The organism is Pseudomonas paraversuta (assembly GCF_904063065.1).
Lineage (GTDB): Bacteria > Pseudomonadota > Gammaproteobacteria > Pseudomonadales > Pseudomonadaceae > Aquipseudomonas > Aquipseudomonas paraversuta.
Genome location: NZ_CAJFCL010000007.1, coordinates 74,233 through 93,539, shown reverse-complemented (window position 1 = coordinate 93,539; position 19,307 = coordinate 74,233). Strand labels below are relative to the sequence as shown.

At 60.1% G+C, this 19,307-nt stretch carries 17 protein-coding genes and 1 pseudogene; 8 read left to right on the top strand and 10 right to left on the bottom strand.

Annotation, left to right across the window (positions count from 1 at the left end; genetic code table 11):
* Positions 1-12: 12 nt before the first annotated feature.
* The 3 genes from JQ845_RS15425 to JQ845_RS15415 all read left to right on the top strand — a co-directional run bounded on the left by JQ845_RS15425 (position 13) and on the right by JQ845_RS15415 (position 2,847).
* Positions 13-750, top strand: coding sequence for a sulfite exporter TauE/SafE family protein (locus JQ845_RS15425; protein WP_127196091.1), 738 nt, complete (start codon positions 13-15; stop codon positions 748-750).
* Positions 751-770: 20 nt separating this feature from the next.
* Positions 771-1,538, top strand: coding sequence for an SDR family oxidoreductase (locus JQ845_RS15420; protein ID WP_127196092.1), 768 nt, complete (start codon positions 771-773; stop codon positions 1,536-1,538).
* Positions 1,539-1,863: 325 nt separating this feature from the next.
* Positions 1,864-2,847 (top strand): hypothetical protein, encoded by a 984-nt coding sequence (locus JQ845_RS15415; RefSeq protein ID WP_177412964.1) that lies wholly within the window; start codon positions 1,864-1,866, stop codon positions 2,845-2,847.
* Between the two features lie 126 nt (positions 2,848-2,973).
* Here the strand turns inward: JQ845_RS15415 and JQ845_RS15410 are convergent, their stop codons facing one another.
* The 5 genes from JQ845_RS15410 to JQ845_RS15390 form a co-directional block, all read right to left on the bottom strand.
* Positions 2,974-4,911, bottom strand: coding sequence for an autotransporter domain-containing protein (locus JQ845_RS15410; RefSeq protein ID WP_127196093.1), 1,938 nt, complete (start codon positions 4,909-4,911; stop codon positions 2,974-2,976).
* A gap of 697 nt (positions 4,912-5,608) precedes the next feature.
* On the bottom strand, positions 5,609-8,035 hold the full coding sequence (locus tag JQ845_RS15405; RefSeq protein ID WP_003443482.1) for a TonB-dependent siderophore receptor: 2,427 nt from the start codon (positions 8,033-8,035) through the stop codon (positions 5,609-5,611).
* A 102-nt stretch (positions 8,036-8,137) separates the two neighbouring features.
* Entirely contained in the window at positions 8,138-9,106 is a 969-nt protein-coding gene (locus JQ845_RS15400) for a FecR domain-containing protein (protein ID WP_010655598.1), read from the bottom strand.
* Complete coding sequence (locus tag JQ845_RS15395; protein WP_003443479.1) at positions 9,103-9,609, bottom strand: sigma-70 family RNA polymerase sigma factor; 507 nt, start codon at positions 9,607-9,609, stop codon at positions 9,103-9,105. The genes JQ845_RS15400 and JQ845_RS15395 overlap by 4 nt, the downstream gene beginning before the upstream one ends.
* 897 nt (positions 9,610-10,506) lie before the next feature.
* Positions 10,507-11,394, bottom strand: coding sequence for an SDR family oxidoreductase (locus JQ845_RS15390; protein WP_203009227.1), 888 nt, complete (start codon positions 11,392-11,394; stop codon positions 10,507-10,509).
* 116 nt (positions 11,395-11,510) lie between these two features.
* Here JQ845_RS15390 and JQ845_RS15385 point away from each other — a divergent pair, with 116 nt between their 5' ends.
* A complete protein-coding gene (locus tag JQ845_RS15385) occupies positions 11,511-12,428 on the top strand; it encodes a LysR family transcriptional regulator (RefSeq protein WP_003443475.1) in 918 nt (305 codons plus the stop codon).
* Between the two features lie 26 nt (positions 12,429-12,454).
* Here JQ845_RS15385 and JQ845_RS15380 read toward each other — a convergent pair whose 3' ends face one another.
* Positions 12,455-12,907, bottom strand: coding sequence for an Lrp/AsnC family transcriptional regulator (locus JQ845_RS15380; RefSeq protein ID WP_029612224.1), 453 nt, complete (start codon positions 12,905-12,907; stop codon positions 12,455-12,457).
* A 145-nt stretch (positions 12,908-13,052) separates the two neighbouring features.
* Here JQ845_RS15380 and JQ845_RS15375 point away from each other — a divergent pair, with 145 nt between their 5' ends.
* Positions 13,053-13,670 carry a LysE family translocator gene (locus tag JQ845_RS15375; protein ID WP_160626809.1) on the top strand — a complete coding sequence of 206 codons (618 nt, stop codon included), beginning with the start codon at positions 13,053-13,055 and terminating at the stop codon, positions 13,668-13,670.
* Between the two features lie 53 nt (positions 13,671-13,723).
* On the top strand, positions 13,724-14,110 hold the full coding sequence (locus tag JQ845_RS15370) for a c-type cytochrome (protein ID WP_003443457.1): 387 nt from the start codon (positions 13,724-13,726) through the stop codon (positions 14,108-14,110).
* On the opposite strand, the gene JQ845_RS15365 is transcribed toward JQ845_RS15370, so the two are convergent.
* Positions 14,111-14,440: a hypothetical protein gene (locus JQ845_RS15365; protein WP_003443445.1), complete on the bottom strand. Its 330-nt coding sequence runs from the start codon at positions 14,438-14,440 to the stop codon at positions 14,111-14,113. It abuts the gene before it with no gap.
* Between the two features lie 99 nt (positions 14,441-14,539).
* On the bottom strand, positions 14,540-15,445 hold the full coding sequence (locus JQ845_RS15360; RefSeq protein WP_203009226.1) for a LysR family transcriptional regulator: 906 nt from the start codon (positions 15,443-15,445) through the stop codon (positions 14,540-14,542).
* A gap of 114 nt (positions 15,446-15,559) precedes the next feature.
* Here JQ845_RS15360 and argC point away from each other — a divergent pair, with 114 nt between their 5' ends.
* Positions 15,560-16,489, top strand: coding sequence for an N-acetyl-gamma-glutamyl-phosphate reductase (gene argC, locus JQ845_RS15355; protein WP_203009225.1), 930 nt, complete (start codon positions 15,560-15,562; stop codon positions 16,487-16,489).
* Positions 16,490-16,544: 55 nt separating this feature from the next.
* Here argC and JQ845_RS15350 read toward each other — a convergent pair whose 3' ends face one another.
* Together JQ845_RS15350 and JQ845_RS15345 are read right to left on the bottom strand one after the other, a co-directional pair.
* A complete protein-coding gene (locus JQ845_RS15350) occupies positions 16,545-16,988 on the bottom strand; it encodes a type VI secretion system amidase immunity protein Tai4 (RefSeq protein WP_203009224.1) in 444 nt (147 codons plus the stop codon).
* A pseudogene (locus JQ845_RS15345) lies at positions 16,985-17,485 on the bottom strand (type VI secretion system amidase effector protein Tae4). The gene JQ845_RS15350 and the pseudogene JQ845_RS15345 overlap by 4 nt, the downstream one beginning before the upstream one ends.
* 810 nt (positions 17,486-18,295) lie before the next feature.
* Between JQ845_RS15345 and JQ845_RS15340 the strand changes: the two are divergent.
* Positions 18,296-19,306: a zinc-binding alcohol dehydrogenase family protein gene (locus tag JQ845_RS15340; RefSeq protein WP_003443440.1), complete on the top strand. Its 1,011-nt coding sequence runs from the start codon at positions 18,296-18,298 to the stop codon at positions 19,304-19,306.
* Position 19,307: the final 1 nt, after the last annotated feature.

The window sequence follows — 19,307 nt, the reverse complement described above, 5'->3', positions numbered from 1 at the left end:
CCGGAGCGGCGCATGAACCCTGAAACGAGTTGGGCCTTGAGCGCTCTCTGTGTGTTGGTGGCAGCGGTGGTACGCGGGCTGACCGGCTTCGGCTTTGCCGCCATCGCGGTGGTCGGGCTGGCGATGCTTGGATCGTTGCAGCAGGCGGTGCCACTGGTGTTGTTCCTGGAGGTCGCATCCAGCGTGATGCTGTTACGCAGTGCCTGGCGCGGGGCCAATTACCCCTTGCTCAGGCGTCTATTGCTGGCGGCGGCCTGCGGTGTGCCTTGCGGGATTTTGCTGTTGACCGGCAGCGACAGCCGCGGGCTGACGCTGGGGGTTTACGGGCTGGTGGGGTTGCTGGCGGTTCTGGGGCTGGCGCGGGTTCGCCTGCCAATGGGCGAGGGGCGGGCGGGGGCCTGGCTGGTGGGTGGCAGCAGCGGCGCGTTGATTGCCGCGTTCAGCATTGGCGGCCCACTGGTGGTGGCGTGGCTCAGCCATTGCGGGCTGCGGGCACAGGTGCTGCGGGCGACGCTGATCATGTTCTTTTTCGCTGTGGATATTGCTGCACTGGCGGGACTGGCGATGGCCTCGGCTATCCCTTCGGATACAGGCTGGCAAGCGCTGCAGATGTTGCCCGCATTACTGCTCGGGCTGTGGCTGGGCCAGCAATTGTTTTTGCGTATCGAGGCCGAACAGGCTGCCCGTTTTACTCAATGGCTATTGCTGTTACTGGCAGGCACAGGCCTGTTGGGGCGGGCGTGGTCCTGATTTTTTCCAGGGGGAAATTTATGCGATCGAGTGTTTTTATCACGGGTGCCACTTCCGGTTTTGGCGAAGCCTGCGCCAGGCGTTTTGCTGCCGCTGGCTGGGCGCTGGTGCTGACCGGGCGCCGCGCCGAGCGATTACAGGCGCTGGCGGATGAGCTGGGGGCGCAGACCGAAGTCCTGGCACTGGTGCTCGATGTCCGCGATCGCGACGCCATGCAACAGGCCATCGAACAACTGCCGCCGGCCTTCAACACCTTGCGCGGTCTGATCAACAACGCCGGTCTGGCCTTGGGCACCACCCCGGCCCAGCAATGTTCGCTGGATGACTGGGACACCATGGTCGACACCAATATCAAGGGCCTGCTGTACAGCACGCGCTTGCTGTTGCCGCGTCTGATTGCCCACGGCGCCGGAGCGGGAATCGTCAATCTGGGTTCGATCGCGGGTAACTGGCCATACCCCGGCAGCCATGTGTATGGCGCGAGCAAAGCCTTTGTCCGGCAGTTTTCCCTGAGCCTGCGTTGTGACCTGCAAGGCACTGGTGTGCGGGTGACCAATCTGGAGCCGGGGTTGTGCGAGAGCGAGTTTTCCCAAGTGCGCTTTGCCGGCGACCAGGCCCGGTATGACGCGTTATACACCGGCGCCCAGGCCATTCAGCCAGCAGATATTGCCGAGACGATTTTCTGGCTGCTCAACCAGCCGGCGCACATCAACATCAATAGCCTTGAACTGATGCCCGTCAGCCAGTCGTGGAGCAACTTTGCAATTGAGCGCGCTCAGGGCACGTGACGCTGGCCCCGGGGGCAATACAGCACTATGCCCAAGAGCCGTTTTGCTACCTGTCCGGCATCAGGAGTTCAACTAGGAAATATCCTAAAGACAGCCAGGAGTCCTTGCCATAGTGTGCCCGCAGGCTGGTTTCATTCAAAAAGCGGCACAGGTGGCAAACCACTCTGGAAGAGTGTTTGCAAACTTACCAGCCCGTCCCGTCAAGGAGGTACTTGCTTCAGTCAGCAGGTGCCGCTGTTGGTTTTTTTATCAATAAACAGCAAAGACATTGACGGATTAATTGCCTGTGAAGTCCTGTCTTATTCCTGGTCGTGGAGATAAAAAAATGTACGGATCCCTGGCAGAACAAGTACGTGAAACAGCGCAAACAGAACAATCAAAAGAGGACATGTTATTTGCCATTCTTGCTGGAATGACCGGTGTACATCCGGGAATGTCGGCCATAAACCTTGCACGAAGCTATATGAAAGTCTGTGCCGTCAGCGGGTTGAAGCTCAACCCTTACTTTGTCAAAGACGGCAATTCCCGACCCTCCCCTAAAACCGCAAGAATGCTTGCCAATCGCAATTTCAAGGGGTTGGGCGTTACGTCTACCAGTCTTGGACTGGCTGCATTGGCTCCTGCCATCTCGCCCGTTCCGGCTCCCTTCGCGGCCATCCGTCACGCGTCTGCAACCGCCTCGACCACCCTGCATCTACACCGGCTTTCAAGATTGCTGGCGTCCTGCCAACCATTTGCTGTTGGCGACGAACAGGTCGCCCATGCAATCAAATGGCTGCAACTGGCCATAGAAGTAAAGTTGGTAAAACTGGCATTTCGGGGAACAGAAACCGCATTGTCCACCACCTCGACTCTGCTCTCGTTTACCGGCATCGGGCTGGCTGGAAAGATCCCGATGATCATGATCAGCGTGCAACTTGAACTGGCCAGACAAGGGGTCAGTAATAAATATGCCGCCCTGTGCAAGATCGCGGCAATGGAACTGCAATGGGCCGCATTTCTCGAACAAAACAACAGTAACGCCGGTCTGCCGGAATTCAATTTCAACGCATCATCCCCGGCGGCCATGATCGAAAAACTCGAGCAGAGAAAAATGCTGCTGGGTGCGGCAATAACCGGCCAGGTGCGCAGCAGTGCGCTGGACGCCCGTACCGGCAACACCGGGTTAGGACCGGCAACTCTGATCATTAAAGAAATCATGGCCAAATACACCCTGCAAGGGCAGTTCTGCTCGGGGCACGACTATATGGCCATGATCAATGAGCCCGCAGGCTGGAATGCCATTGCGGCAAAGCTCATGAACATTTAAGACCGGCTTTCCAGGGTGTGTATTCAACCCCCTTGAACGTGCTGGTCATGCCTTGGGTGTCAGGGGTGAAGCCCGGCATGGGCCTGCAGGCGCGCAACGCGTTCCTGCAGGCAGTGCGGTGGTGAATCAGAACAGCCATTGAGCGCCGAGGGAGTAGCCGGTCTGGCTGCCCTCATCATTGCCAAGGCGGCCATTGATTTCGGCGTAAAGCCCCAGTTGCGGGGTGATCGCCAACTGGCTGCCGACCTGGGCCCGACCAAAGCTCTTGTCGACGCTGCCCAGTTTTGCCTCTCGGGCTTTTCCGTCCGCGAGGCTGGTCAACAGGATGTCGTCCAGACCTCCGTCACCCATTTCCCTGACCCAGGCAATGTCGCCGTACGGCTGCAGGCTCATGCCGGCCGGCAGGTCGAAACTGCCCCGTACACGCCAGCCGAGGCTGGCCTGCAGGGAGTCGAAACTTTGCTCCTCATAGGTAAGGGCAGTACGCAGCTGCTGTTTTTCGTGAAACTTGTCGATCCGGTAATGGCTGTAATCAAGCCCGGCGAAAGGACCGCTTTTGATTGGGCCGACGTCGAAGTCATAGCCGCCGATCACCCGCGCACCGAGGCTGAGGGCATCGGTTTCACCGGTCTGCTTCTGACTCAGCAGCACCGGGCCGCCGTTGGCCTGGATCAGCAGATTGCGCTTGCTGTCGAAGCTGCTGTGCCCGGCGCTCAGGTCGCCTGCCAGCCATGCCGGGCCGCCGTCGTTGAGCAAGGCATAGAGCGCCGCCTGCCAGCTGTCATTGTCGAGCTTGCCGCCATGCTCCAGCTTGTCGCGGCCATTGAGGTAACTGAGGCTGGCGCCCAGGGTCAGGCTCGGGGTCAATTGATAATCTCCCAGAGCATGCAGGCCCAGTCGACGGCCTTCGTGGAAGGGGCCACTGTCTGCGGTGTACTCGCCATCAATGCCTATTTCGCCATCAAAGGTGCCCGCCTCACGACTGGCCGACTGCAAGGTCAGCCAGCGCCGGTCCAGCAGGTTTACCTGAGTCTGGTGCTGACGTTGCAGGCTGTCCTGCATCGCACGGGCGACGGCCCCGCCAGACGCCGTTGACGCCATGAGGTCGGCATTGGTCAGCTCCAGCACCAGACGGCTGAGCAGGCGCGAATAGTCGCGCAGGCGCTGCTCGATACGTTCCTGGCCAAAGGCATCGGTGAGCACGGTTTCATTGTCTTTTTTGGGATCATGCCAGGTCGCTCCGCCCGGGATTGCCGGGTTGTCGGTCTGGGTGTAGCCGTCCATGTCCCCCAGTTCCCAGTTGGTGGCTTCGACGTAGAGCACCGGAATATTCAGTTTTTCAAAGGATTCGCCATCACTGCAGCAACCGGTGCCGGCAGGATAGGCCGCGTCCAGACCGGGGTTGGTGTGCAGGTCGATATTGAGCTCTTTGGCCAGCTTGAACGCATGTTCGCGCAGTGCCGCCAGCCCCGGATTGGTCGCACTGTTCTTGCCGGAGTGGGCATACATCATGTCGCCGGTGATCAGGCTGTCGAGGTTGATCATGGCCAGCATGTTGTTCTTCTGGCTGGTACTCAGGCTGTTCACAAAGGCCTTGGATCCTTGCAGGCCTTCTTCTTCGGCGCCAAAGCCGATCACCTGCAGCCCGTACTCCAGCGGCAGGCCGTTGAGATTGCGGGCGATTTCGGTGAGCACGCTGGCGCCCGAACCGTTGTCGTCGACCCCTTGCAGGGCAGGGCGACCGAAGTAGGTATCAAAGTGGGCGCCGACCACCACGTATTGCGGCAGTGTGCCCGGGGCATAAGCCACGACGTTTTGCGAGCTGCGACTGTTGTCGGCGCCCCAGGAAAAATCCTGGCGGGAGATGCTGTAGGCGTCGCCCATCCGGCTTTGCATCCAGTCGGCCGCCCCGGCGAAATTGGCCGTGCCCCGATAGCGGCCCGGGTAGTCATGAATCAGCGTGTCGAGGGTGTCACCAGCGTATTCGCCGTAGTCATGGGCCTGGCCTGATGTTGACAGCAGGGCGCCGGCAACGCTGACAGCGAGTGCGAGAGGTTTGATCACAACGTCTTCCTTGAGTTTTTCTTTTTGGATTGAGGCAATACGTCTAGACCATTTGCATGATGTGCGCCCTTTTATCGACTTCTTGAACAATTGACGCCCAGCGTTAAGGGTTCGTCGCCAATATGTAAAAGAGAACCGGTTTTGAATTGAAACCCAGCGCTGCGGCGGGCCGCGAATGCCCCGCAAGCGGGCAGCCCCTGGTGCAAGTGCTGCGAAAAGTAGCACGTAGATATCGATGCTTATCTGAAGGAGCTGGCTTGAAGACCGCGGCGCTGCCATCGCGGGCAAGCCCGCTCCCACAGGGGGATGGGCAGATTGCGATGCCTTTCTGTAGGAGCTGGCTTGCCAGCGAGCTCTGCCTTGAAGTCAGCAGCGCTGCCATCGCGGGCAAGCCCGCTCCCACAGAAGGAGGGGGCAGATTGCGATGCTGCTTTTCTGTAGGAGCTGGCTTGCCAGCGAGCTCTGCCTTGAAACCAGCGTCGCTGCCATCGCGGGCAAGCCCGCTCCCACAGTGGGAGGGGGCAGATTGCGATGCTGCTTTTCTGTAGGAGCTGGCTTGCCAGCGAGCTCTGCCTTGAAACCAGCGTCGCTGCCATCGCGGGCAAGCCCGCTCCCACAGGGGGAGGGGCGGGTTGCGATGCCTTTCTGTAGGAGCTGGTTTGCCAGTAATTCAGGCTGCGAGGTCTGGGATCTGCACTCAGAAATCTGCCTTGAGCGACATCACGAAGTTGCGCGGCTCGCCGTAGAAGTTGCCGAAGCCTTCGGTGCCGACGGTGGCGTAGTAGCGCTTGTCGAACAGGTTGTTGCCGTTAAGTGCCACGGACCAGGTGTCATCGATGCGGTAGCCGATGCGGCTGTTCCAGATCGCATAACCGGCCTGGCTGATGTCGATGCCGCTGATGGGCGAGACCCGGTAGTTGCTGCTCTGGGCATTGACTCCGGCGCCGACAGTGATGCGGTCCAGTGAACCGTCCAGGGCATAGTCGGCCCACACGCGCAGCAGGTGGCGCGGCACATAGGTGTTGTAGGCCAGACCATCCTGGTCGTCATTGGCATCTTCCAGAACCTTGGTCTGGGTGTAGGTGTAGCCGGCCAGCACTTGCAGGCGCTCAATGACTTCGCCACTGACTTCAGCTTCGAAACCTTGAGCCTGCACCTTGCCGGAGTTCTGTGAGCAAGTACTGTCCGGGCACAGCGGATTGTCCTGGGCCGCGTCTTTCTGAATGGTGCGGAACAGGTTGAAGGAACTGTTCAGGCGCCCGTCGAACCATTCGCCCTTGATCCCCACTTCATAGCTGGTGCCGATCAATGGCTTGAGGGTTTCGCCGTTGAGGGTTTTGTAGCCGCCCTGCGGGGTGAAGATGTCCGTGTAGCTGGCATAGGTGGTCAGGTTGTCGTTGAGGTCGAACAGTACGGCCGCGAACGGGGTGACCTGGCCGGTTTCGGTCGCTCTGGAACTGACTGGCGTGCTTTCGCCCTGGTACCAGGACTCGCTATCGCTGTCGGACTTGTACCAGCTCACGCGGCTACCCAGCACGAAGGTCAGCGGCTCGGCCAGCTTCAGGCGGGCCGTGGAGTAAAGACCGTATTGTTTGATCCTCATGTCCATCGGCCCGCCACGTGAGGCATTACTCAGGTAGTAGCTGTCATCAGGTTTGGGCAGGTGATGATCGGGGTTGAGTACATTCTGGCGCTGGGGCAGGACGGCCACGGCGTAAAAATCATCCTTGTGCGAACGGCTGGCGTTGGCGCCGATGGTCAACTCCTGCTCCAGGCCAAGTGCGTCGAATTTGCCGTTCAGGTAAGCGTCGAAGCCATAGTCGGTCTGGTCATAGTCATAGATGCTGCCCAGCATCAGGGTTTTGGTGCTGGTAGCGCCGACCGGTACCGAACCGCTGGGGAACGCGTATTCCATGTCCTGGGTGTTTTTTGAATAGACCCCCGCGACCTTCAGTGACCAGTCGTCATTGAGTTGCTGCTTGAGGTCGCCGAACCAGGTGGTGCGCTTGCTGCGCTGGTTGTTCCAGGCGGTGTTCAGGCAGGTTGAACGTTTGAGTTTCAGGTCGCTGCCATCGGCGTAGCGCGGCAGCCCGCCCCAGCAGGGGGTGGCGTCCACATCTTCATAAGCCAGGCCCACACCGAGGGTGGTATCGGGGCTCAGGTCAAAATCCAGGGCGCCATAGTAGATCTGGTCTTTGCGTGCGCCGATGTCATAGAAATACTGCCGGGTCTGTTGGGTGAGTACCGCCCGGCCGCGCAGGGTGCCGGAATCATTCAAGGGGCCGCCGGTATCAACCTGGCCCCGATAGTTGTCCCAGGTGCCTGCAGACAGTGACAGCTGGGTGTGAGGGGTGGATTCGCCGCGTTTGCGGATGAAGTTCACCGCCCCGGCCGTGCCGCCCGCGCCTTTCATCATGCCTGCGGCACCGCGCAGTACCTCGACCCGGTCGTAGATCGCCATGTCGCTGTTGAAGCTGTCGGCCTGGACGTAGCTGCTGCCGATGTCCAGCGGCACGCCGTCGTACTGGTACTGGCCGGTCATGCGAAAGCCCCGGGAGTAGAAGTACTTGCCACCCATGGGCGAGTCATAAACGGTAATGCCCGGAGTCTTTTCCATGACCTGTTCAATGGTGTTCAGGTTCTGGTCATCGAGCATTTTGCGGGTAATGACGGTAACCGATTGCGGGGTCTCTTTAAGGCTGTGTGAACCCTTGCCGATGGTCACCGCCTGTGCGGTGTAGGAGCCAGAGCCTTCGGTGGTGGCGTCGGTGCTGCGCTCGGTGATGCTGGTGACCCCCAGTTGCAATGCTTCGCCGGTTTGCGGTGCCGGTTCGACACTGAAGTTGCCTTGCCCGGTGATACGCAATTGCAAACCGCTGCCCCGCAGGGCGGCCTCCATGGCCTGTTCGGGCGACATGTGGCCGATCACCGCCGGCGCCTGTTTGCCCTGCACCAGCGCGGGTTCCAGCGACACGATCTGGCCGCTCTGACTGGCGATGGTGTTAAGGGTACTGGCCAGGTTGCCGGCCGGCAGATTGAAGCTCAGGTCTTGCGCCAGGGCAGGACTGGCCATGGTTGCCAGAGCAACGGCGAGGCAAAGGGTGTGGGGCCACGGGTTGAGCACGGCATTCTCCTGATCGTGTGAAAGTCTCAGGAGATAGGTGCGCCGAGAAAACAAAACCGGACACCGATGCGAACAATTATCAAAAAAAACTTTCCACGGCCGTTATACCGCCCCGATCAGAGTCAGCCATGGACTGTAACGATCCACACGAATTGGCAGGGTTTCAGCCAGTGCGGTGAAGGCCCGGTCGGGATCGTTGAGCGGGTACACACCCTGCACCCGCAGGCCGCGAACCTGGGGAGCAACCCGCACCAAACCACGGGTGTAAGGGCGCAGGGCCGCGACCACTTGCTCCAGAGGATCGTCCAGCACGTTCAGTTTGCCGTTAAGCCAGTCAGCGCGACGGCGCTGGTCACCCTCCACAGGGACGATTTGCCTGGCATACAGCAGGGCCGACTGACCTTCGTCCAGATTCAGGGACATGCCGTTGAACAGCTGTGCCTGCACGGAGTGTTGCAGCACCACCACCCGGCTTGCTGCAGGCTCCTGAGCCACCAGGAAGCGACTTGCCGAAGCGCGGATTTCACCTTCTGCGGTGCGTACGCAAAAGGGCCGGCCCGCATCCGCGGCCACCTCAATCACCAGCTCGCCGTGACGCAGAATCAGCAGCCGTTGCCGGTTATCGAACCTCAGGTCCACGGCACTGTTGGCGTTCAGGCGCAGGCGGCTGCCGTCAGCCAGGTTGAAGTCCTGGCGCTGACCACGGCCGGTGGACAGATCGGCCAGCAGCGAATTACCCATCGGGCTGCGCGCGCCTAGCCACAAACCGCCACCGAGCAGGCCCAGACCGGCAATAGCGCGCAGCGTGTCGCGCCGGGTTGTGTGGGGTTGCAAGAGCAACTGACGGGCTTCACCGGCTTGTCCGGGCAGCCGATCATCCAGTGAACGCAGAGGGCTGAAGGAGCCGCTGAGGCGCTGCTGCAATTTGTCCCAGGCCTGAGCATGTGCGGGGTCTTTGGCCAGCCAGGCGTTGAAGCGCTCTTGCAGCATTGCGTCGGGAGTGCCGGCGCGCAGTTGCACCATCCAGTCGATGGTCTGTTCGCTCACCGGGTCCAGCCGCTGCTTGCTCACAGGCCGGCCTCGCTCAGGTAACACTGGCGCAATGCCTGTTTCATGTAGCGGCTGACCGTGCGTTCGGACAGCCCCAGTTTTTGCGCAATTGCCACGTAACTCAGGCCGTCCAGCTGGCTGTAAAGAAAGGTGGCTTTGACGATCATCGGCAAGCCGTCGATCGCCCTGTCGATGGCAACCAGAGCTTCGATCAACTGCAACTGTTCTTCGGGGGACGGCGCCACGGCCTCGGGCAGCAAGGCCAGGCGATCGAGATAGGCGGTTTCCAGTTTGCGCCGACGGTGGCGGTCGAAAATCAGGCGCCGGGCAATGGTGGACAGGTAGGCCCGGGGCTGCTCAATGCTGTCCGGATCTACCCGCGCCGCCAGCATCTGGCAAAAGGTATCGGCGGCGGTGTCCTCTGCGTCGGCGTGATTACGCAGGCGGCGCTGAATATGTTGCAGCAGCCAGCGATGGTGGCTGCTGAAAAAGAAGCCCAGTTTTTGGGTCGCGAGAGGGTGCACCGGTCGGGTTTCCAGATGTGAGTGCGAATAGTTCTCAATATTAGCGGCCACATGATGGCCACTGCAATCGCAGACTTCTGTCAGGCAATCCAGAAATGGGTTGAGGGGGTGATTCAGGCTGCGATGCTTATCTGTAGGAGCTGGCTTGCCAGCGAGCTCGGCCTTGAAGACAGCGGCGCTGCCATCGCGGGCAAGCCCGCTCCCACAGGGGGGAGGGGCAGATTGCGATGCCGCTTTTCTGTAGGAGCTGGCTTGAAGTCAGCGGCGCTGCCATCGCGGGCAAGCCCGCTCCCACAGGGGGATGGGCAGATTACGATGCCTTTCTGTAGGAGCTGGCTTGCCAGCGAGCTTTGCCTTGAAACCTGCGGCGCTACCATCGCGGGCAAGCCCGCTCCCACAGGGGGAGGGGGCAGATTGCGATGCTGCTTTTCTGTAGGAGCTGGCTTGCCAGCGAGCTTTGCCTTGAAGACAGCGGCGCCGCCATCGCGGGCAAGCCCGCTCCCACAGAAGGAGGGGGCAGATTGCGATGCTGCTTTTCTGTAGGAGCTGGCTTGCCAGCGAGCTCTGCCTTGAAACCAGTGGCGCTGCCATCGCGGGCAAGCCCGCTCCCACAGTGGGAGCGGGCAGATTGCGATGCTGCTTTTCTGTAGGAGCTGGCTTGCCAGCGAGCTCTGCCTTGAAGTCAGCAGCGTCGTCATCGCGGGCAAGCCCGCTCCCACAGGAGGAGGGGGCAGATTGCGATGCCTTTCTGTAGGAGCTGGCTTGCCAGCGAGCTCTGCCTTGAAACCAGCAGCGCTGCCATCGCGGGCAAGCCCGCTCCCACAGGAAGAGTGGGCAGATTGCGAGGCTTATCTGTAGGAGCTGGCTTGCCAGCGAGCTCTCAGGGGGGCGAGGTGCTCAATAGGCAAAAGCGCTGCGGTGCTTTTGCACGAAATCTTCCCAGGTCACGGGCTGGCGGCCGGTGATGGCGGGGAAGTTGTCGAAGGTCTCTTCAACCCCGGGAATCTGCCGGGCCGCCATGCGCGTGAAGTTGTCGTGCACACAGGTCATGTAGGCCATTTCGGCTCCGGCCGCGCGCATGTTTTCCAGGAATACGTCAGGTGAATTCGCGTCGTAACGGAACGGCTGGCCCAGGACTCGGGTCATGATGGCGGCGATGTCGCCGTAGGACTGCACGTCGTAGCCCAGGCGGTAGGTCTTGCCGGCATGTTTGTGCGGGTGCAGCAAGGTTTGTGCGGCGACGCGGGCGACGTCTTCGCCATCCACCCAGCTGAAGCGTGCATCGCCGGTGTATTGCTCGATAACCCCCGCTTTCACTGCCTGGGTGCCGTCGTAGCTGAGCAGGTTCTGCATGAAGCATTCGGGGCGCAGGTGGGTGAACGAAAAGCCTGACCACTCGATGTAGCGCTCCACGAACTGGTGCCAGGCCCAGTGTCCGATGGTGGTGTCGTCCCGTCCGCAGGCACCCAGGTGAACGATGTGTTGCACGCCGGCTTTTTTCGCCTGGTCCACGAAGGCTTTGCTCTGGCGCAGCATGTCCACGGTGTAGCCCGTCACCAGGAACGCGCGATCGATACCTTGCAGGGCAGGGGCCAGGGTGTGTTCCTTGTCGAAATCCATAATCACCGTGCGAATGCCTTGGGCCTCGAAGGGTTTGGCCTTGGCCGGTGAACGGACGGCGGCCACCAGGGTGATGCTGTCGTCGGCCAGAAGGTTGCGCAGGGTGTCGCCGCCGATCTGGCCGGTGGCACCGGTGATCAGCACCGTTGGTTTTTGCGGGGTCATGGGAGCGCCTGTAGGTTGAGGAGTGGCATGGGCTCCAGTTTACTGGGGAAAAACGGTCGTATTTACGATACCTTTTACCGAATGACATGAATTCAGTTCACGAATACGAGGCGGGTATGTTTACTTCCGAGCGCCTGAAGGGCATCGATGTGTTTGTCTGCGTGACCGAAGCCGGCAGCTTCAAAGCTGCTGCCGAGCGCCTGAACCTGAGCCCTTCGGCCATCAGCAAAGGCATCGCCCGACTGGAGAGCCGGCTGGAGGTGCGCCTGTTCAATCGCACCACCCGGCGTTTGTCGTTGACCGATGCCGGGGCCGCGTTCTATCGGACCTGTACCGGGGTGCTGGCCGAACTGGAAGAGGCCGAGTTGTCCATGCAGGCGGAAAATACCGAGCCGCGGGGCCGACTGCGAATTGACCTGCCGGCAGCGTTCGGGCGTCTGCAGGCGTTGCCGGTGGTGCTGAAATTTGTGCAGCAACATGCGCTGTTGCTGCCGCACATTTCGTTTTCGGACCGCTTTATCGACCCGGTTGAAGAGGGGGTTGATATCGTCGTTCGGGTCGGTGGTTCGGATGTCTGGCCCGGTGCACTGGGGCATCGTTACCTGGGACGTGAGCGGCATGTGTTCTGCGCCGCCCCGGCTTACCTGAAGATTCACGGTACGCCGGTGACGGACCGCGACCTGGAGCATCATCAGTGTGTTGCCTATGGCCGGGCCGATGGCACGGTCAGCCCCTGGAGTTTTTCCGGCAATCGGCCCGGTGAGACCGAGCGCCGGGTGATGCCGGCCAAATACATCGTCGGTGATGGCGAAGGGCAGGTCATGACGGTGCTGGCGGGTTGCGGCATTGCGCAATTACCGACCTGGCTGATCAAGCAACAGCTGGCCGACGGGTCTTTGGTGCAGGTGCTGCCGCATCTGGCCAGCGACGGCCTGGCGATCAATCTGGTGTGGCCGAAAAGCCGCCAGGCTTTACCCAAAGTCAGCGCTTTGCTGGATGCCCTGGCGGCCGGGCTGATGCCCCTCGACCGGTAATGGCGGCAGCGACTACCGGTTTTCGGCTACAGCGGCAGCACCCTGTCGTGGATCACGCTTTTCATCACCAGGGTCGAGACCAGCCGTTGTACGTTGGGCAGCGAGGTCAGGCGCTCGTCGTACAGCTGCTGAAAGGCCTGCAGGTCTTTGGCGATCACTTGCAGCAGGTAGTCCGGGTCGCCGAACAGTCTTTGCGCTTCGATAATCTGTGGAATCTGCGGCAAGGCCGCCTCGAAGTCGGCGACGGCCTGGCGGGTCACTTCGCGCAACGTCACAAACACAATCGCAGAAAAGCCCAGGCCCAGTTCTTTCGGCGCCAGCAGGGCCCGATAGCCCAAAATCACCCCCGACTCTTCCAGAGCCCGCACCCGCCGATGACAGGGCGAGAGGCTCAGCCCGACCCGGTCCGCCAGTTCGGTGAGAGAAAGACGGCCGTCCCCATGCAGCTCCGCGAGAATCTTTCGATCAATTCGATCCACCTGGAAGAACCTTCTAATCTGGTCACTAATGATTGGGATAAACGAAAGATAATCCTATCAGCAAATCTCTAATCTTCTACTGAGCGCATTCGCTTCATTCGGCGCATTGCACAATCCCCCCGGCTTCGTAGAAGGCAGACACTCCGTGACTCTCAGCATCCTGGCCGCCTTTTGGGCGGTGTCGTTCCTGTTCATCATCACCCCCGGCGCCGACTGGGCTTACGCGATTTCAGCCGGTATTCGCGGCCGTCGGGTTGCGCCTGCGGTCGCGGGCCTGCTCTCGGGCCACTTGCTGGCGACCCTGGTTGTGGCTGCAGGGGTCGGCGCGTTACTGGCCAGGAGTCCGTTGATCATGTCGCTGCTCACCCTCGGCGGGGCCCTGTATTTGCTGTGGCTGGGCATCAGCATGATTCGCCAGCCGTCCACCCCCGAGGCCGGGCAGATGCAGGTGGCGGATTCATGGTTTCGCTGGGCCTGGAAGGGCACGTGCGTCAGTGGCATGAACCCCAAGGTATTTCTGCTGTTTCTGGCCCTGTTGCCGCAATTCACCGACCCGTTATCGACGTGGCCGATCCCGGCGCAAATCATCGCCCTGGGTTCATTGCATGCGGTGAGTTGCGCAGTGGTTTATCTGCTGGTGGGGTTCAGCGCCCAGGCGGTATTGCAGACCCGGCCGGGGGCGGCGAAAAAGGTCAGCCGGGTGTCCGGGACGGTGATGATCCTTATCGCGCTGGGACTGCTGGCGGAGCAGGTTTTGCGTTGAGCCTGTAAGATTGCCGGCGAGCCCGACCCTGACCCCGGAGTGTGGAACCGCCCATGAAACAAACAGCATTACTGAGCCTGGCCCTGATCCTCGCAACCGGATTCACCGGCACCGCTGTGGCGGCCGGGGATGCCGAGGCGGGAGCCAGACTGTTCAGCAAAACCTGTGGCGGCTGTCACAGCATTGGCGAAAACGCCCGGGGCGGGTTCGGGCCGCAGCTCAACGGCATAATCGGCCGGCCAGCCGGGACCACGGCGGACTACCAGTACTCCGAGGCGATGAAAAACTCGGGTGTGGTGTGGACGCGGGACAAACTGGCCGCGTACATCGAAGCCCCGAAGAAAGTGGTGAGCGGTACGCGGATGATTTTCTGGGGCATCAGTGACCCCGAGAAGATCGACAATTTGCTGGCGTACCTTGAGACCTTTCAGGGGCAGTGATCACTGAATATCTTTGAGGTAGTCCCTGAGGGTCAGCAGCGGGGCGTCGAGTTGTTCCAGCGTGCGGGCGTTTTTCACATCCAGGGACAGGCGCTCGAGCTCGCGGCCCATGGGCTTGTCGGTGCCGCCCAGGGCGTTCAGGGCCAGGCCCAGGCAGGCATCGAGCTTGGCTTGAATGGCGCCGATATCGCCCTTGCGCACCAGCAGGGCAAAGACCTCGCGCTCGTAGTCCGCCATGACCAGGTCGTCACGCAATATCGGGCTTGAGCCTTCGGTCTCGTAGGCCAGTTTCAGCGCGAAAAGGGCGACTGTTTCCAGTGGCAATTCCATGAAGCGGGTTCCTGTGCTGTGGAGCGGGGCGGCGATCATCGCTGTTCTGCCGGCGAAAAAAAAGCCTTGGCCCTGCGCACCCCTGAATCGGGCAGGCCCTCAGGGTGCGCCAGCCTCGGCCGGCTGCGAGCTTAGCCCCCACAACACATCCAGCACATGTTGCGTGGCCCGCTCGACATCGCCGTCACGGTGGGCAATCCCCAGTTGGCGCCACAACAGGGGCTGTAACGGGCGCATGGCGATCCGGCTGTCAGGCAGCGGGGTGCAGGCTTCATGGGGCAACAACGTGGCCCCATAACCGGCCGCCACCAGGCTTTTGATTGCATCGTTGTAGTTCAGTTGAATACGCGCTGCGGGCTGGTGCCCATCGCTGGCGAACCACTCCGCGGTGAGGCGTGAAAGCCGGGTGGTGTTGTCATTCAGGATCAAGGGCTGCGCTGCCAGCCAGGCGGGGGTCACTACCTGCGGGCATTCCCCGCGCGCCGGCAGGAAGGCCATGACCGGGTCGCGCCGCCAGGGCTTGATCCGCAATTGTTTGACCGGGGTCTGTGGCAGCGCCACCAGGCCGATTTCCAGAGAGCCTTCGGCCAGCCTGTGCAAGGTTTCCCGGGAGGTGAGCACGGCGACCTGCACATCGATAGCGGGATGATGTTGGCTCAAGGTCTCCAGCGCTTGCGGCAGCAATTGGGCGATGGCCCCGGTGGAGGCCCCCAGCCGCACGCGTCCGGCCAGCCCCTGCAGCTGTCGCTGCACGTCCTCAAGGGCCTGCTGCGCATCTGCCAGCAGACGCCGCGCGCGTTCCACCAGGGTGGCGCCAATCGCCGATGGCTGGACCCGGCCCCGGCTGCGGGATAACAGCCTGGCGCCTACTCGCGATTCCAGGTCGGCGATATGCAAACTGACCGTGGGCGGGGCCAGGTTCAGCACCCGGGCCGCCTCGGCAAACGAGCCCAGGTCGGCAATAGCCACCAGCGTGCGCAGCCGGTCCAGGCTGATTTCGCGCATGGATCATTCCTTGTTCAGAAAAACTGAAGTTAATCGTTTGGAAATTCAACTTTTCCTATCTTAGCCCCTGGCTGAAGATTGCCGCTCCTGATTTCCTGAGTTCGAGAGCATTCCATGGCAAGTCCTCTGATCTTCATCGACGGCGACCAAGGCACCACCGGGTTGCAAATTCATCAACGGCTACGGGATCGCCCCGACCTGCGTTTGATCAAGCTCGATCCCGAGCATCGCAAGGATGCCCGGCGTCGCGCCGAAATCATCAACGCCTGCGACATCGCGATTCTGTGCTTGCCCGATGACGCGGCACGGGACGCTGTAGCCAGCATCGAAAACCCTGGCGTACGGGTAATCGACGCAAGCTCGGCGCACCGTACCGATCCGCACTGGACCTATGGTTTCGCCGAGATGAACCCGCAACAGGCCCGGCGTATTGCCACGGCGCGGCGGGTCAGTAACCCGGGTTGTTATCCCACCGGGGCAATAGGGCTGCTGCGTCCGCTACTGGAGGCCGGTTTACTGCCTGGGGACTACCCGCTGACCATTAATGCCGTGTCGGGTTATTCCGGAAAGGGGCGGGCCGCAGTGGAGGAGTTTGAAGGGGAGGGTGCCACCGCAGGGGCAGCATTTCAGGTGTATGGCCTGGGGCTGGCGCACAAACATGTGGCGGAGATCCAGCAGCAAAGCGGCCTGCTGCAGCGGCCGGTATTTATCCCGGCCTATGGTGCTTTTCGCCAGGGCATCGTGCTGACCATACCTTTGCAACTGCGCTTGCTGGCGCCGGGGGTGGACGGGTTGCGGTTGCATGAATGCCTTGTGCAGCACTACGCCGCTGCGGCCCATGTTCAGGTGATGGCGCTGCAGGAGGCCAAAGCCTTGACCGGACTTGATCCGCAGGCGCTGAACGGAACTGATGATTTGCAATTGGTGGTGTGTGAAAACCAGCAGACCGGCCAGGTACTGCTGGCTGCCGTATTCGATAACCTAGGCAAGGGCGCTGCCGGAGCGGCGGTGCAGAACCTGGATTTGATGATGGCGGGGGACTAACGGAGGTTACCTGCAACTATTTTACGAGAGCGGAATGATCAACCCGGTGTCTGGATCACAGATTATCCTTCCTGTATTTATGCCCGGGATTGATTACCAGGTCTTTCGTCTGTTCGTCCAGTTCGCTGCTGTGATAGAGGTCCAGACATTTCAGAAAGTCGAAACGTACATCCTTGATTTCCGGTTCGACTAACGGGTTGTGGTAATTGCGCGCCAAATAACTATCGACCAGGGACTTGATAGCATCTGGCGCCCTTTCCAAGTCGTATTCGGTCCAGTCGCGTAATGCACTCACACTACTGCCGGCATCAATAGCAGCACTCTTGTTATTTTGGTAGGCGTTCGCGACACAGGTGGCCAGGATCATGTCTTTATAGTTCTGGGCATGGGGACGTGCCCCAGCGCCAGGAAAGCTAAACTGGCTGTTCTGTGCATGGCAAACTGACAGATAGAGGGCCAGGGCCGAAACAGTCAGGCCACCTCTCCAGATTATGTTCATGGCAAATTCCAAAAGTTAGCGCGGTCGGTGCTGTATCTCGCTTCTGGTTCATTGAAGTAACACTGGTCGTAGCAGATATTGCCATCGAATAGTGTTGCGTGGCCTTGAGCATCTGACCAGCCTGTAACTTCAAACAGGATCAGCCCCTTTCTACCGGCAAGGGATCCTCCACCAGTGGGCGGGTATTTCAGGATATCAGGTTGCCCCCAACGCTCCTCGAGGAATGCAACAAGATTCCTTACCCGGAAAAAATATTGGCGATTGTCCGCTCCTGATACTGTCTGTCCTGGAGTTTTTGGAATGTTCATGCCAGATTAATTAAAATTATAACTAATTCGAACGGCACAGGTATTACTCCAGCGCTGCTGGGGTATGGGGTTGTTGATATTCTTTTCAATATATCCACCAATTATTTGTGCAACTTTTGCGCCGGAGTTGACAGGGTCGTAAATTCGCTGTGAATCAGCCCAGGCAACAGAGAAAAAAGGTCGAGTCATTTGTTATCCTTGGTTTTTATTTGGTCAAGCCATGCGCAATGGCAATAGCTTTGTTCATTGAGGAAGAACCCTGTGTCGGCCGCTATTTATTGTTATGTAACCAGTAGATTCGGAGTCTAAATCAGCGGGATTTAACTTTATGTCGGTCCTTGTTTTCAACGCTTATGGTGGCGATGTATTTAAAGTTAAAGTCCATAGCGCTACTTGGCTTTCTGTCGGGTAAAGACATCCGCTGCGAATAACTCACTCTCTGCGCAATATGTAGAACAGCATTTCCAGGTGTGAATAAGCCATACATCAGGCTGATCCTATCTTTGGCTCGCTGTCGCTTTGTGCAGGGCGAATTGTCAAGTGTGCGCAGAGTTTCAGGGGCGAGTGGGTGGGGATAAAGCGCGGGCAGCGATCCATTCATGTTGTTGCTCCAGGGGTGTCAGCAGCGCTGCACCTTGATGCCGTAACCGTCGAAAATAAATCAGAGCCCTCTGAAAAATAGTCGTCCATTAAAAATTGCCACTGCGCTCCTCCAAGCCCTGATCAAAGCCATGTTCCAAGAGCATCAAGCGCTCTCGGCGACCACTCGCACCTGATTGCAATCTGGTAAGGCCAATTCATATTTTTTATAAATTGGTCTTGCCAATGTATTTTGCCGCGTGTAGTTTTCGAGCCGTGATCATCCAGGCGGCACTCACGCTGCACACAATAAGAGGAGATCCCCATGCCCTGTCTCCATCTCCCGTTGCTGCCGTTCCCCGCCCCCTGTCTCGCCTTGCCCATACCCCGTAGCCCGCGTGCTATTGCCGGAGAATAAAAATGCTGACTGTGATTTGTAACGAGCCGCGCTCGCTCACTGCTGTCCAGAGCCCGATACCCGCCCGCCAGCCCGGCGAAACCCTGATCCGGGTCAAGCGGGTGGGGGTGTGTGGCACCGACCTGCATATCTTCACCGGCAATCAGCCCTTCCTTGAATACCCGCGGGTCATGGGCCATGAGTTTTCCGGCATCGTTGAAGCCAGCGATGAAGGCAGTGGCCTGGTGGCCGGCGACGTGGTCTACGTGATGCCGTATATCTCGTGCGGCACCTGCATCGCCTGCAGCAAAGGCAAGACCAACTGCTGCACCCGGATCCAGGTACTGGGCGTGCACTGCGACGGCGCCTTTACCGAATACCTGAGCGTTGCCCATCAGTTCATCCACAAGGCTGACGGGGTGTCGCTGGATCAGGCGGCAATGATCGAGTTCCTGTCCATCGGGGCCCATGCCGTGCGTCGCTCGAACCTGCAGGCCGGGCAGCGGGTGCTGGTGGTCGGCACCGGGCCCATTGGCATGGCGGCGGCGATTTTTGCCGGGTTGCGCGGGGCCAGAGTCACGGTGCTCGACACCCGCGACGACCGTCTGGATTTTTGCCGCCAGCACCTGGGCATTCACGCCGCGGTGAAAATCGGTGAGGGCGACAAGGACGCTCTGGCCGACCTCACCGAAGGCGATTTTTATGACGTGGTGTTCGACGCCACCGGTAACGCCCGGGCCATGGAGCGCGGCTTCGAATTTATCGCCCACGGCGGCACCTACGTGATGATCTCGGTGGTGCGTGACTCGATCACCTTTTCCGACCCCGAGTTCCACAAGCGCGAAGCCACCCTGATGGGCAGCCGCAACGCCACCGTCGAAGACTTCCGCTATGTCGAGCAATGCCTGCGCGACGGCTTGATTCCCGACCGGGCCCTGAACACCCATCGCATAGCACTCAGCGAGGTGGTCAATCTGTTCCCCACTTTGCTGGACCCGCAGCAAGGCGTGGTCAAAGCCATTATCGAGTGCTAGG

Bases quoted from the DNA above. Each gene is read 5' to 3' on its own strand.
- argC (WP_203009225.1), top strand. From the start codon at position 15,560: ATGGCAAGTCCTCTGATCTTCATCGACGGCGACCAAGGCACCACCGGG.
- JQ845_RS15390 (WP_203009227.1), bottom strand. From the start codon at position 11,394: ATGACCCCGCAAAAACCAACGGTGCTGATCACCGGTGCCACCGGCCAG.
- JQ845_RS15340 (WP_003443440.1), top strand. From the start codon at position 18,296: ATGCTGACTGTGATTTGTAACGAGCCGCGCTCGCTCACTGCTGTCCAG.
- JQ845_RS15370 (WP_003443457.1), top strand. From the start codon at position 13,724: ATGAAACAAACAGCATTACTGAGCCTGGCCCTGATCCTCGCAACCGGA.
- JQ845_RS15415 (WP_177412964.1), top strand. From the start codon at position 1,864: ATGTACGGATCCCTGGCAGAACAAGTACGTGAAACAGCGCAAACAGAA.
- JQ845_RS15360 (WP_203009226.1), bottom strand. From the start codon at position 15,445: ATGCGCGAAATCAGCCTGGACCGGCTGCGCACGCTGGTGGCTATTGCC.
- JQ845_RS15385 (WP_003443475.1), top strand. From the start codon at position 11,511: ATGTTTACTTCCGAGCGCCTGAAGGGCATCGATGTGTTTGTCTGCGTG.
- JQ845_RS15365 (WP_003443445.1), bottom strand. From the start codon at position 14,440: ATGGAATTGCCACTGGAAACAGTCGCCCTTTTCGCGCTGAAACTGGCC.
- JQ845_RS15350 (WP_203009224.1), bottom strand. From the start codon at position 16,988: ATGAACATAATCTGGAGAGGTGGCCTGACTGTTTCGGCCCTGGCCCTC.
- JQ845_RS15425 (WP_127196091.1), top strand. From the start codon at position 13: ATGAACCCTGAAACGAGTTGGGCCTTGAGCGCTCTCTGTGTGTTGGTG.
- JQ845_RS15420 (WP_127196092.1), top strand. From the start codon at position 771: ATGCGATCGAGTGTTTTTATCACGGGTGCCACTTCCGGTTTTGGCGAA.